The organism is Dyadobacter luticola (genome assembly GCF_005860805.1).
Taxonomy (GTDB): Bacteria; Bacteroidota; Bacteroidia; order Cytophagales; family Spirosomataceae; genus Dyadobacter; species Dyadobacter luticola.
The window spans coordinates 2,113,590-2,126,647 of sequence record NZ_VCEJ01000002.1 but is presented as its reverse complement, the minus strand read 5'-3'; the positions used below and the strand labels follow the sequence as shown (position 1 = coordinate 2,126,647).

General features: G+C 47.1%; 11 protein-coding genes. 7 read left to right on the top strand and 4 right to left on the bottom strand.

Annotation, left to right across the window (positions count from 1 at the left end; genetic code table 11):
* Position 1 precedes the first annotated feature (1 nt).
* Positions 2-427: a Dabb family protein gene (locus FEN17_RS08945; RefSeq protein WP_138364915.1), complete on the bottom strand. Its 426-nt coding sequence runs from the start codon at positions 425-427 to the stop codon at positions 2-4.
* Between the two features lie 164 nt (positions 428-591).
* Between FEN17_RS08945 and FEN17_RS08940 the strand changes: the two genes are divergently transcribed.
* Entirely contained in the window at positions 592-1,128 is a 537-nt protein-coding gene (locus tag FEN17_RS08940) for a YciE/YciF ferroxidase family protein (RefSeq protein WP_138364914.1), read from the top strand.
* Between the two features lie 337 nt (positions 1,129-1,465).
* Positions 1,466-4,126 carry an ABC transporter permease gene (locus FEN17_RS08935; protein ID WP_229208740.1) on the top strand — a complete coding sequence of 887 codons (2,661 nt, stop codon included), beginning with the start codon at positions 1,466-1,468 and terminating at the stop codon, positions 4,124-4,126.
* Between the two features lie 19 nt (positions 4,127-4,145).
* On the opposite strand, the gene FEN17_RS08930 is transcribed toward FEN17_RS08935, so the two are convergent.
* The gene (locus FEN17_RS08930; RefSeq protein WP_138364913.1) at positions 4,146-4,700 is read right to left on the bottom strand and encodes a dihydrofolate reductase family protein; all 555 of its coding nucleotides are present in this window, start codon (positions 4,698-4,700) and stop codon (positions 4,146-4,148) included.
* 252 nt (positions 4,701-4,952) lie between these two features.
* Between FEN17_RS08930 and FEN17_RS08925 the strand changes: the two genes are divergently transcribed.
* Together FEN17_RS08925 and FEN17_RS08920 are read left to right on the top strand one after the other, a co-directional pair.
* Positions 4,953-6,560, top strand: a complete 1,608-nt coding sequence (locus FEN17_RS08925; protein WP_138364912.1) for a M12 family metallopeptidase — start codon at positions 4,953-4,955, stop codon at positions 6,558-6,560.
* 110 nt (positions 6,561-6,670) lie between these two features.
* Entirely contained in the window at positions 6,671-9,277 is a 2,607-nt protein-coding gene (locus FEN17_RS08920; RefSeq protein WP_138364911.1) for a phosphatidylglycerol lysyltransferase domain-containing protein, read from the top strand.
* Between the two features lie 27 nt (positions 9,278-9,304).
* Here FEN17_RS08920 and FEN17_RS08915 read toward each other — a convergent pair whose 3' ends face one another.
* Both FEN17_RS08915 and FEN17_RS08910 read right to left on the bottom strand, forming a co-directional pair.
* Positions 9,305-9,472 carry an SDR family oxidoreductase gene (locus tag FEN17_RS08915; protein ID WP_138364910.1) on the bottom strand — a complete coding sequence of 56 codons (168 nt, stop codon included), beginning with the start codon at positions 9,470-9,472 and terminating at the stop codon, positions 9,305-9,307.
* A 6-nt stretch (positions 9,473-9,478) separates the two neighbouring features.
* The gene (locus FEN17_RS08910; RefSeq protein ID WP_138364909.1) at positions 9,479-10,933 is read right to left on the bottom strand and encodes an SDR family oxidoreductase; all 1,455 of its coding nucleotides are present in this window, start codon (positions 10,931-10,933) and stop codon (positions 9,479-9,481) included.
* Positions 10,934-11,098: 165 nt separating this feature from the next.
* On the opposite strand from FEN17_RS08910, the gene FEN17_RS08905 reads away from it, so the two are divergent.
* The 3 genes from FEN17_RS08905 (at position 11,099) to FEN17_RS08895 (ending at position 13,032) form a co-directional block, all read left to right on the top strand.
* Positions 11,099-11,515, top strand: coding sequence for an OsmC family peroxiredoxin (locus FEN17_RS08905; protein WP_138364908.1), 417 nt, complete (start codon positions 11,099-11,101; stop codon positions 11,513-11,515).
* 37 nt (positions 11,516-11,552) lie between these two features.
* Positions 11,553-12,404: a helix-turn-helix domain-containing protein gene (locus FEN17_RS08900; protein ID WP_138364907.1), complete on the top strand. Its 852-nt coding sequence runs from the start codon at positions 11,553-11,555 to the stop codon at positions 12,402-12,404.
* A gap of 139 nt (positions 12,405-12,543) precedes the next feature.
* The gene (locus FEN17_RS08895; RefSeq protein WP_138364906.1) at positions 12,544-13,032 is read left to right on the top strand and encodes a hypothetical protein; all 489 of its coding nucleotides are present in this window, start codon (positions 12,544-12,546) and stop codon (positions 13,030-13,032) included.
* Positions 13,033-13,058 lie beyond the last annotated feature (26 nt).

Genomic DNA, 13,058 nt, shown 5'->3' with positions numbered 1-13,058 from the left:
TCTAAACATCCAGTGCATCGTACACAATCACCTTGTCCCAAAGGTGGCTGCAATCCTTGATGAATTGCTGGTGGATCGGGTGGACCTGGTAGGCGGCCTGGCCTTCGAGGTTTTCGAAAAACATTAGCTCGGAAACGCCCCAGCTGTTGTCTACAACATCCCGTTTTTCGGTGCTCGCTACCACGCCAATGCGCAATTCCTTGATGGTTTCGATCTTTCTCAATGTTTTCAAGCCTTCAATAATGCGGTCGCGGTCGGCGGTGGAACCCGGATTTTTGAGCCAGAAAAATACGTGGTGTACCACCGGATATTTGCTTTTTGCGGGCTCTGAGATGGTATTTGCTTCGGCGGCGGATGCTAAGCCTGTGGCCGATGCCGCGGCCAATGTAAGTGAGCCTGCGATAAATTGACGGCGGGAGTTCTTCATGTTTTTCAGTTAGTATGGGACGTAGTTTTTGTCAAAAATAAAAGAGGATATCCCAATTTGAGCTGAAACACCCGCTTTTTTATCACTTTATTCACCTAAGCTGCTATTAATTCGCTGGCATGATAATTTTCAAGACGCGGCTAAATTTCAAAATTCAGCAAATCATGAAAACTACAAGCAAGTTAAAAAATCAAATTACATCAGCCGATCAGGCACGTTTGGACGAACTATTTACCGACGGTTTGAAAGATATTTATTGGGCAGAAAAGCATTTGGCCAAAGCTTTGGTAAAAATGGCAAAAAGTGCGACTTCTGAGGAATTGAAATCTGCATTTGAACAACATACTGCCGAAACAGAAGAGCATGCAGCGCGTCTGGAACAAATATTCGAAATGCTGGGCAAAAAGGCACAAGCCAAAAAATGCGCAGCGATGGAAGGTTTGATCGAAGAAGGTGAAGAGATCATCGAAAGCACCGACAAAGGCACCATGGTACGCGACTGTGGTCTGATCATGGCAGCACAAAAAGTGGAACATTACGAAATCTCATCCTACGGAACATTGCGCAACATCGCCGTCACACTGGGCCACCAGGACGTAGCCGACCTGCTGCAACAAACATTGGATCAGGAAGGTACAACAGACAAGTTGCTAACCGAACTGGCCGAAAGCTATGTTAATGAAGAAGCTGCGGCTGAGTAAGTTGCAACATTTTTGTTATAGAAAGCCGCCTGTAAGTTTTGCTTGCAGGCGGTTTTTTGTGTTTTAGAACTAGGATTTTCGGGCTGATTATTTAAGAGTTGGGTGAAATCAAAACCAGCCTTTGGCATCTCCTCGTCGCGAAACCCTTTTCTAAAACAACCCGAAACGCTATTTCATTTTGATAAATTTTCCCTTGTCCGTTGAAGAACATTTAATGTCCGTTTGCGGACAGCAATTACTACTGATTTAGCTTGAAAAATGCCTTTCCTATGCGGGAGAGGCGTTTTTGTTTGATGGCACCACATTTGTACGATAAAATAGAAACTAATCAAATTGCATGAAACCGCCCCGCTGGATACATTGGCTTTTGACCCGGCTGCATCCTGAAAATACGTTGGAGGAAGTGGAAGGGGATCTGGGCGAATTGTATGCGTATTGGCATCAACGTTATGGCAAAAATCAGGCAGCGCTTCGTTATCTGCTGAATGTCATTTCGGTGCTGCCGCCTTTCGTGCGTAAAAGAAAATCGAGTAAACAGGAATATTTCCAAGATGCCACTTCAAGTTTAAAATTAGCCATGATCCGTAATTATCTGAAAATCACGCTCCGAAACCTGCAACGCCAAAAAGTTTCAACCAGTGTCAATATCGTCGGGCTGGCGATCGGGCTGGCGACTTGCATCCTGATCATGCTGTACGTGCAGGATGAATTTTCGTTTGACCGCTTTCACGAAAAGGCCGACCGGATTGTGCGGGTTGGGTTGAAATTGCGGTTGAACGGAGAAGATTTCAATGATGCGATGCTAGGCCAAAATGCCGCGCGGGACATCAAACAGGAATTGCCGGAAGCGCTGAGCGTAGTCCGCACCCGAAATGGAAGTGATTTTGTCAGCTATGAAAACACTTCCTTCAAGCAGGATCATTTACTTTTTGCCGACTCTTCCATTTTCGATATTTTCACCATTCCATTTTTAAAAGGAAACCCTAAAAAAGCGCTTACCGAGCCAAATACGGTGGTTTTGACTGCGGAAACTGCCCGGAAATATTTCGGTAACCAGGACCCGATTGGGAAAGTTTTATCATTTGGCAGTGGCAAAACGCCTTACCGGGTAACCGGCGTCGTCGAAAATGTACCGGCTAACTCGCATTTCAAATTCGATATGCTGGGTACATTAACCGGCGAGGACCAGCAAGTCGACGGATCGGGGTGGCTTTATCGGATCAACTACGAAACTTATCTGCTTTTGCCTGAGCATTATGATTACAAACGTGTCAATGCCAAACTTGCAAAATTGGCCGAAAAGCAGATAGCGCTTGAATTACAGCAATTTTTAAAAATCAGCCCAAAACAATTTCGTGCAAAAGGTGATGATTTCGGGGTTTTTCTTAAACCGCTCACCGACATTCACTTATATTCCAAAACCGACTCGAATCCTGGCGGAAACATTATGTACGTGTATGTGCTGGCGGCCATCGCTGCATTTATGCTGCTGATCGCTTGCGTGAATTTCACGAATTTATCGACGGCTACGGCGGTCCGGCGGTCGCGCGAGGTGGGGGTGCGCAAAGTGCTCGGTTCGGTAAAAAGTCAGCTGCGGCAGCAGTTTTTGATAGAGGCAGTTATGCTGGCGACGGTAGCGCTTTTAGTCGGCTTACTGGTGGTCGCTTTGGCACTGCCTTTCTTCAATCAGCTGACTGGTAAGGCACTTACCATCAATTCATTGACTAACCCTTACATTGTGACAGGCTTGATCGCAGGTACCGTGCTTGTGGGCTTGCTGGCTGGTAGCTATCCGGCGCTTTATTTGTCTTCTTTCAAACCTGTCCTGGTTTTGAAAGGGCGGATGGTCGCGGCACGCGGAAGCTTTAATCTTCGGAGCGGGCTCGTGGTATTCCAGTTTTTTGTCACCATTACCATGATCATTGCCACCGTTATTGCGGACCGGCAGCTGCGCTACATGCAAAGCCAGAAAGTAGGTTATGACCGTGAGCAGGTGCTTGTTATCCAGAATACCAACATGCTGCAAAATAATGAGGCGGTATTTCGGAACCAGATCCTTCAATCGCCACAAGTGGTACGGGGAAGCATTTCGGGGCAGGTGCCGGTAGGAAGTTCCATGATGGACAATACGACCGTTATGACCAAGGAAAATCCGGAGCAAGGCGTCATGAGCCGGTTCTATTATGTTGATCATGAATACATTCCCACATTGGGCATGCAAATGGTGCAGGGCCGGAATTTCTCAGAAAAATTCCCCAGCGATTCTGCCGCCGTGATCATCAATGAAACTGCGGCGAGTGCCTTGGGCTGGAAGCAAAATCCGATCGGGAGGGAGCTGATCGGCAGTACAGACGAGCACGGCGTGAAAACATACTATCGTGTGGTTGGTGTGGTCCGCGACTTTCATTTTGAATCCCTTCGTGAAAAGATCGGGCCTCTGGTCATGTTCCTAGGCAGAAATTCAGGGAATATCATTGTCAAAACGCGCACCGAGAAACTGCCGGAATTCCTGGCCTCACTCAAACAAAAATGGGAAGCATTCTCACCGGCTGCACCTTTCAGCTATTCATTTCTGGACGACCGATTTGAGCAGGTATATGTCAGTGAACAAAAAATAGAGCAAGTTTTGACCCTCTTTTCCAGCCTGACGATTTTCATCGCCTGCCTCGGATTGTTCGGCCTGGCTACGCACACGGCGGAGCAGCGCACCCGGGAAATCGGCGTCCGCAAAGTGCTCGGCGCATCGGTCGGCAGTGTTGTGGGGCTGCTTTCACAGGAATTTATAAAACTGATTCTTATTGCATTAGTACTCGCTTCTCCGATCGCATGGTGGGGTATTACCCTTTGGCTCAGTGACTTTGCTTACAAAGTGGACATTGAATGGTGGGTTTTTGTGCTGGCAGGCGTGCTCGCGATGGGTATTGCGTTACTTACCGTGAGTTTTCAAAGCATCAAAGCCGCGCTGACCGATCCGGTAAAAAGTTTGCGGAGCGAGTAACATTAGCGTTCAGCTACGATTACTGCTTTCCAGGAAATTGGTAAAAAAGCAGGGTCGCACCGGAGTTGAAAGTTTTGGTTTTTGCGAGCTTCAACATAGTCCTGTCTTTGATTTGGTCCATCAAAGGCAGGCCACCTCCTGCGATGACCGGGTGTATCATGATTTGAAATTCGTCGATCAAGCTAAGGTTGATCAGACTGATAATCAGGCTCCGGCTGCCCACCAGAATATCGCCGCCCGGTTGCTGCCTCAATTCCAGAATCTCTGTTTTGAGATCCTGCTTAGCGATTCTGGCGCTATTCCAATCCGTATCATGTAATGTTCTGGTGAATACCACTTTCGGAATGTTGTCCATCGCCACCGCAAATTCATCCATCGATTTCTCGCCACTCGGATTGGCGGCAAGGTCTTTCCAATATTCCATTAATTGATAGGTTATCCGCCCATAAAGCGCCAGATCCGCACTTTTTATCAAATCACGGTAGTAGTCATGAACCTCCGCGTCGGGATCGACGGCGGTATGATCACAAAACCCATCTAATGTCATGTTGATCGCTGCGATTACTTTTCTCATATTTTTCGGATTCAGGTGATGATTTGAGATACGACAAAAATAGACGAATGTGGCAATGTGTCGTGAAGGCATTCGGAGCAAATAGAAGGGGGATTCGGGACAGCTTTGTGCGTAATTATACCCGTCAGGTTCTCTTTCAGCGATTTTGAGCGGTCGTTCATCGATTAGAAACCTCCCCCGGCTGCTGTCTGATTTAGTTTCGTGAGTCAGAAACAGACAGACAAAGTCAAATCTTTTTAAATCGCTGAAACCATGCAACACATTCGAAAATTTTCCAAGACAACCCTGGCATTGGGTGCCGCATTATACTTGTTTTCGTGCCGGGAAATGCAGCCGGAAAGTCCGGTAGAATCTGCTCAGAAACCGCCGATTGACCAAATAGCGCCCGAACTGGCCTATCCCGGCGAAAAGGGGAAAATTAAAAAAGGCGTGTTACGGGGCACAGAAATTACTTACGCGGAAATTGACGGAAAGGCGGTATTTGAAGGAGATATCATTTTATCGCCGGAGCAGTTGGAACACACCGGTAACGCACGGACCGATGCTCTTACGAAACTGACTTCACTATGGAGCAACAATACAATTCCTTACACCATCGATGCGTCTGTCAAAGATAAGCAGGTGATACTGGCGGCGATGGCGGAGATTGAATCTAAAACGCAGCTTCGGTTTAGGGATAAAAATAATCGCTCTAACCCATTCCCGATATCGCCGCTTATCCGGGTGAACTATGTGACATTCCAGGTAGGACGCGGCTATGCTTCGTCGGTAGGCCCGGTCGGCGGGCAGCAGTTTGTGACGCTACCACCATGGGGCACCAAAGGCGGGGTTTTGCACGAGCTGGCGCATACCATCGGGATGTACCATGAGCATACCCGGCCCGACAGGAATTCCTATGTTAAAATAAATGCTAATAATATGGACCCGGCAGATATGCAAAACGTGGGCAAATTCTCCGACAACACACACGACCCGCTGCCTTACCGCAAATTTGATTTTACATCCATCATGATGCTCGATTCCTGGGCTTATTCCAATAACGGCCAGCCGGTAATGACGACGATGGATAATAAAACATTTACCGTACAGCGTGATCATCTTTCGCCTACCGATGTGGATGCGATCATCGCCATGTATTCAAATGTACTGATCGGAAAAGAAGACAACATTTACCTCGGCGACTCAACTACGGGCCGGACAGTGGAAAACGCGGGTTACCTGCCGGGCTACAAGAAAATGTTTGCAACTTCGGAATATCTGTACGTGGCCGATAAAAGTTATTTGTTTGAGATGAATAAAAAATCGGGTACCGGCGGCTACCCGATCTGGGTCATTCCTCAGGGAACATCTGCGATCAAGGCGTTTACCTATGCCAATAAAAATCTGTATGCGCTACAAAACGGGTATCTCCTGCGGTTTGCATTTCCGTGGGGCGGCGGAAATCCTGAGAAGCTCGGCGGACAACTGTGGCAAGGCGCCTCGGCCATTACTTATGCATCTGGAAATCTGTTCATTATCAGTGGCGATGTTCTGTATCGCGTGTCACTTACCGGCACCAGTTCATCACCGATTGGCTACGGATACCAGGGTACCACTGAGTTGGTTACATTAAAAGACAAGGTATATGCGCTGCGCCCGTCCGGAAAACTTTACAGGATCGACCTTGTTTCAGGAACTCCTGTCTTGCACACCAACACTTCTTACGCTACCAATGCCCAGTTGGCGAGTAACGGAAAAAATCTTCTGATCACCAGTGGAAATTCTTTATTGAATGTGAGCGAAAGCGGCGTGGTAAAAGTGCTTTCCGACGGCTGGGCCGGAGCTACCGACCTGGCAGTGGTTAATCCCGACGTGAAGTGACGCAGGGAAGATGAGGAAGTTGTTCAAGCGGGGAGCAAGTGGTATATGATCAATTACTGTTAAATTGAAACAGTAAACACACAAACCGGTCTTCATACCACTTGCCTCCGATGAAAAAAGCCTTCCATGCGCTCTCGCTGATCAGACGAAACGGAATGCAGTATCTGCGTGAAAATGCGCGGATCATTGGGCAGTTTATTTTTACGGTCTTTTTTATCGCGCTGGGAATCTGGTTTTTTCACCACCAGGAAACGGAATTGCATCAGGTCCGGCAAACGCTGTCCGCTTCGGGCTGGCAGTGGCTGGGCCTGGGCATTTTACTGACGGTCGTTTATATAATTTTGCAAGGGTTCATGTACGTCGGGTCATTTGCGGCGACGGGCAGTAACGTAACATTGGGCGATTCGGTGATCCTTTTTCTCAAACGCAATTTTGTCAGCGTTTTTTTACCGGCGGGCGGCATTTCGTCGCTCGCATTTTTTACGGCTTCCATTGAAAAAAAGGGCATTAGCAAAAGCCAGATCCACTTTGCATCTTCCGTGTATGCATTCGTCGGCATTTTATCGGTCGTCATCGTTGCGATCCCTGTGTTTGTCTGGGCCATCATCCGGGGAAGCATTGGCGCGGGAGAGTGGGCGGCGCTGCTGTCCGTATCGATATTAATTGCACTGCTTTTTCTGCTTTACAAGTCGATAGCTTCCCAGGGATATGTGTACAGGAAGTTGTTGGACCGGTTCCCGTCGCTGGTTTCATTTCTCAATGACCTCAGCAGCAATAAGATCGATAAAAAACATTTTATCCAGGTCACCTGGTACAGCGTGCTGATCGAGCTGACCGGCATCGCGCACATTTACATTGCGATGGTCGCCTTACACCAGCAACCCTCGCTTCCCGCTGCCGCGCTGGCCTACATCACCGCCGTCATTTTCCTGATCGTATCCCCTTTTCTACGCGGCCTCGGTGCCGTAGAAGTATCCATGTCGTATATGCTGACGCGGTTTGGTTACAGCGATGCGGCGGCGCTTTCGATCACCTTATTTTACCGGTTTCTCGAATTCTGGCTGCCTCTGCTGGCCGGCGCAGCCAGCTTTTTGCTTCATATCAACAAGCTGCTCATGCGGGTATTTCCGGCTCTGCTGCTGCTCTTGCTCGGCATCGTTAACATTATTTCAGTACTCACGCCTGCCATTGCCCACCGGCTCCGTTTTCTGGAACATTTTCTGCCGCTGGACGCGATGACGGTCTCCAATTATTTCGTTCTGATCGCCGGCTTGTTTTTGCTGGTCACCGCCGCGTTTATGCTGAAAGGTCTGCGGATGGCCTGGTATTTTGCCATGGCGCTTTGCGGTATTTCGGTTGTTGGTAACCTCACCAAAGCGGTTGATTACGAGGAGGCTATCTTCTCTGTCGCGGTAGCGGTAATCCTTTACATTTCACGAAAAGAATACTATATCCGCAACAGTCGCCGGCTTGGGATCGTCGGGGTGCAGACGACGCTGCTGAGTTGTCTCGCGGTGCTGGTGTATGGTTTTGTGGGATTTTATTTTCTTGATCAAAAGCATTTCGGGATTGAGTTCAGTTGGAAAGAATCGATTCGGTATACATTCCAGCAATTCTTTCTGCTGGGAAGCGGCGGGATGGTGGCCAGGGATCCGTTTGCGCGCCACTTTTTGTATTCCATTAATGTCGGCGGCGTGGCCAGTATCGCATTTCTGACTTACACGCTCGTCAGGCCGCATTTTTTAAAATTAACCCAGGAAGAAGAAGACCTGAAATGGGCAAAAGGCCAGATCGAAAAGTACGGACATTCGGCGCTCGATTATTTCAAAGCTTACCCGGATAAGCTCATTTTTCGGGAAGAAAATGGGGATGCATTCCTGAGCTACCGCATTGCCGGAAGTTTCGCCGTCGTGCTTGAAAGTCCGGTGGGTCCGTCGGAATCGCTGCGCAATTGCATTGCGGCCTTTGACCGGTATTGTTTCCAGCGTGGTCTAAAAAGCTGCTACTATCGCGTGCCGGAAGAAGACCTTTTTCTTTTTCCTAAAAAAGGCAAACTTTTTCTGGGGCAGGAGGGAGTAGTGGATTTAACTGGTTTTTCCCTGGAAGGCGGCGCGCGCAAGTCGATCCGCAATGCATTGAAGAAAATTTCTGAGAAAGGTTTTCATGCCAAAATTTACAAAGCCCCGCTCGAAGATGTCGTACTCGATGTTTTGCAGGAAGTTTCCGACGAGTGGCTGGCAGATACCGGGCGATCCGAGATCGTATTTTCGCAGGGAATGTTCGTGACCGAAGAGCTACGCCACCAGACAATCGTAACCGTTGAAAGTGATGTGGGCAGAATCGTCGCTTTCCTCAACATAATTCCCGATTACGCCCAGGGAGAAGCAACCTACGACCTGATCCGGAAAACAAAAGACGCGCCCAATGGTGTGATCGATTTTTTGATGGTAGAAATGTTTCTTTATCTAAAAAAACAAGGATACAATGCTGTAAATCTGGGTTTTGCGCCGCTATCCGGCATCGCCGACCCGCGTAATTTCCCCGAGCGTTCAATGAAATTTGCCTACGAAAAAATCCGTACGTTTTCACACTATAAAGGTCTGCGCGACTACAAAGAGAAATTCTCGCCCGTGTGGCATAACAAGTACCTGATCTACGACCAGGACTACGATTTATTCAAAATCCCGGCCGCATTGGCAAAGGTGATCAAGCCGTGATAGGCTGAATTCATTGACCTCGCAAGTTCAAAGCCGCAACTTCCCAAGACCACCGTCGACGCCGATTACTTGCCCAGTGACCCAGCTGCTGTTGTCCGAAAGTAAAAATGCGATGGCCTGGCTGATGTCTTGCGGCTGTCCGTATTTTGCCAGAGGGTGCCTTTTTGCCGCAGCTGCCTTATTTTTTTCTTCCATCAAAAATTATCTGGTCGCTTTTTCGAAGCCGATAATGTTGGTCAGCATTCCTTCAAAAATAAAAAAGTGGAAAGGCAAAACAGCCAGCCAGTAAAGTCGCCCCAGTAACCCTTTCGGACGAAAAGTGGCGGTTTGCTGCAAATAGTTTTTCGCATCTTTTTTAATCACTTTAAATTCAAGCCACGCCTCGCCGGGAAGTTTCATTTCTGCATAAAGAAGTAAACGCATGTTGGCTTTATCGGCCGCCAATACACGCCAAAAATCGAGGGTATCGCCACTGTTAATGATATGTTCATTGGTCCGGCCGCGGCGCAGGCCCACGCCGCCGACCATTTTATCCATAAATCCGCGAAGTTTCCAGAGCCAGTTTCCATAATACCAGCCGCGTCTGCCACCGATCGACCAGATATTTTCAACCACCTGATCCAGGTTCCCGCTGATCTCCTGCAACCTTTTATCCGTAAAACAACCCGCTTTGGGAATGCGGATATGCTCGATCATGTAATTGTTCACATAGCTGGATGCAAACGAATCTTTCCAGCTCGAAACCACATTGTTCTGCTCAATTTTTTGAAATGCCAGCGCCAGTGAATCCCGATATGAAATCGGGTGAATGCTCAGCATCTTTTCCAGAACATTATCACGCGGGATTACCTCGACCTTCATACTGTTGACCAGATTGGAAGCCAGTTTGAAAGACGTGGAAGTGACAAAATACAGCCAGTAGGAGGAAAGCCTGGGTGTCATCACCGGTACTGAAATAATGTACCGTTTCAGTCCCCTGAACTCTGCAAATTGCATGAGCATCTGTTTATAAGTAAGTATCTCCGCGCCGCCCACATCAAATGACTGGTTAAATGTTTCTTCTTTTAGCAACACGCCTTCCAGGTATTCCAGGATGTTCCGGATTGCGATCGGCTGGCTTTTGGTATTCAGCCATTTAGGGGTAATCATGACCGGTAGTTTCTCGACGAGATCCCGGATAATTTCAAAAGAGGCGCTGCCGGAGCCGACAATGATGCCCGCTTTGATCGCCGTCAAAGGAATGTCGCTGCTGCTCAGAACCTCTTCAACTTTCTTTCTTGAATTTAAATGTTTCGAAAGATCATTCCCATTGGTAATGCCGCCTAAATAGATGATCTGTCTGATGCCCGATCCACCGACAAGTTTGATAAAATTTTGGGCAGAGAGCGTTTCCATCCTTTCAAAATCCCCAGATGTTGAGCTCATTGAATGGATCAGATAATAAGCGGCATCGATCTTTCCCAATGCTTTTGAATCCGGGATTTCATTCAAAAAATCAACCTCGAAAAGTGAAATGTTGGCATGCTGGTAAATGCCGCTGGACGGAAAACGTTGCTTATCCCTGACACAACAGATCACATGATGGCCGTGATCAAGCAAAATAGGAAGCAGCCGCTTGCCAATGTAACCGGTGGCCCCGGTAAGAAGAATGTTCATAAGACAAGTTAGTCGAAAATCGTGCCGGGTGATTACTGGTTCCAGGCTGCGAAACCGGCCTGACCCAAATAGCCAAATAGTTGGCCTAATACACAAGTAATTTCTGATGCGGGTGTTGCAACTTTGTATTGTCAATATCGACGATCATATTTAACAAATATAAAAATGGAACGTAAAGCAAAAGCACATTGGGCAGGAACCGTCAAAGAAGGTAAAGGTGAACTGACTACCCAGAGCGAGATTTTAAACAAAACAAATTATAGTTTCAAGACCCGGTTTGTGGGAGGCGAAAAAGGGACGAATCCAGAAGAACTTCTGGCGGCAGCGCACGCGGGGTGCTTTACCATGGCAGTGAGCTATGCGCTCACCGAGAAGGGCTTGGTGGCGGCGGCACTGGATACCGAAGCGACTGTTTCCCTGGATGGTGCGTTCATTACCGGCATTCATCTTAATATTACGGGAAACGTACCGGGACTCAGCGCGGAGGTGTTTGAAGCGATCACGAAAGATGCTGAGAAAAACTGTTTAATTTCCAAAGTATTAAGCATACCTATTTCTTCCGAGTCGCATTTTATCATGTAAATCCGCCTTAGATATTTTATTATCCGATAACATTTAAATGGTCACTGAATATAAAAAGTTTGATTTATTCGGCGAAACTGTAATTCAAAAGGTGAACTTAAAAGCGCCTTTTGAATTTGCATTTCCAGTCGCGGAGCGAGCGTGTTTCTTATATATGTTGAAAGGGGAAATGCAATATCGGTCGGGAGCTGAGCAATTGAATATTCCTGCCAATCAATCCCTGCTGCTGAATTGCCTGCAATCGGGCAAACAGATCAGGGACGCCAATTCCGACAAAAACGGTGAAATTGTGATTGTTACATTTCACGCGGACATTTTAAAAAAAGTGTATGATAATGAAATGCCGGTGGTATTTAAAAAGAATAATCAAATCACGAATCAGCACCGGGGCGTAATTAACAATGATTTCCTGATTCAAAAATATATTGAAGGGTTATTATTCTATTTTGAAAATCCATCCCTGGTAAGCGATGAAATTTTGATATTAAAACTCAAAGAAATCGTTCTCCTGTTATCCCAGACACAAGAGGCAGAGATAATCCAAACGATTCTCTCTCAACTTTTCTCACCCACCGTTTTCACTTTCAAACAGATTATTGAAGCGCATTTGTTTGCACCGATCAGCGTAGAGGATCTGGCGCAAAAGAACAATTTGAGTGCTTCCTCATTTAAAAGGGAATTCAAAAAGCTTTACAATGATTCTCCCGCCAATTATATCAAATCGAAACGCCTGGAACGGGCGGCGCAGCTGCTGTCGGTTTCAAATGAGCGTATTACAGACATTGCTTTTGAATGTGCATTCAATGATCTGGCCAATTTTACCAAGAGCTTTCACGATAAATATGGTGTCACGCCCACCAATTATCGTTTGAAATTTAAAGAAAGCTGAGATAGCATACGACCCAATGCACCAGTTCCCAAAACCTGATTACTGCTGGCCCAAATTGCCAAATCATTGGCCCAACCTGCAAAGTTATTCTGCTGTCTGCCAGGCAACTTTGCAGTGTAAATCAAACAAAAAACAAATTATGGGACTTTCATATTTGGGTATCTTTCACACCGTCATCGGCGTCGTAGCTATCATTGCAGCCATTGTATCGCTCATCAAGAGCGCGAAAATTGATCTGGGCAGATTATCCGGGAAAATCTATTTTTATTGCACACTTGTCGCTTCACTCACAGCCCTGGGATTATCGAGTGTCAAAGGTTTCAATCCCGGCCACATTCTTGCCTTGTTGATTGTGGTGTTAATAGGGGTAGCTTATTTTCTTTATTCTAAAAAACCAGGGAACATTAGGGCCCGCTTTTTTGAGAATTTTCTGCTGTCGTTCAGTTTCTTCCTATCCTGGCTTCCTACTGTAAATGAAACATTTACCCGCGTTCCGGTGGGGCATCCGCTGGCAAATGGACCCGGAGATCCATTAATTGCCAGGACGCTTCTTTTACTACTTGTCCTGTTTATCGCAGGTTCTGTTTTGCAATTCAGAAAGCAAAGGCGACTAAACAGGTTGTCCTGACGAGGTAGTCAGGACTGGGTGAATAT

Excerpts from the sequence above, each read along its gene's own strand:
- FEN17_RS08920 (WP_138364911.1), top strand. The coding sequence starts at position 6,671 with ATGAAAAAAGCCTTCCATGCGCTCTCGCTGATCAGACGAAACGGAATG.
- FEN17_RS08905 (WP_138364908.1), top strand. The coding sequence starts at position 11,099 with ATGGAACGTAAAGCAAAAGCACATTGGGCAGGAACCGTCAAAGAAGGT.
- FEN17_RS08945 (WP_138364915.1), bottom strand. The coding sequence starts at position 427 with ATGAAGAACTCCCGCCGTCAATTTATCGCAGGCTCACTTACATTGGCC.
- FEN17_RS08930 (WP_138364913.1), bottom strand. The coding sequence starts at position 4,700 with ATGAGAAAAGTAATCGCAGCGATCAACATGACATTAGATGGGTTTTGT.
- FEN17_RS08915 (WP_138364910.1), bottom strand. The coding sequence starts at position 9,472 with ATGGAAGAAAAAAATAAGGCAGCTGCGGCAAAAAGGCACCCTCTGGCA.
- FEN17_RS08895 (WP_138364906.1), top strand. The coding sequence starts at position 12,544 with ATGGGACTTTCATATTTGGGTATCTTTCACACCGTCATCGGCGTCGTA.
- FEN17_RS08935 (WP_229208740.1), top strand. The coding sequence starts at position 1,466 with ATGAAACCGCCCCGCTGGATACATTGGCTTTTGACCCGGCTGCATCCT.
- FEN17_RS08940 (WP_138364914.1), top strand. The coding sequence starts at position 592 with ATGAAAACTACAAGCAAGTTAAAAAATCAAATTACATCAGCCGATCAG.
- FEN17_RS08925 (WP_138364912.1), top strand. The coding sequence starts at position 4,953 with ATGCAACACATTCGAAAATTTTCCAAGACAACCCTGGCATTGGGTGCC.
- FEN17_RS08900 (WP_138364907.1), top strand. The coding sequence starts at position 11,553 with ATGGTCACTGAATATAAAAAGTTTGATTTATTCGGCGAAACTGTAATT.
- FEN17_RS08910 (WP_138364909.1), bottom strand. The coding sequence starts at position 10,933 with ATGAACATTCTTCTTACCGGGGCCACCGGTTACATTGGCAAGCGGCTG.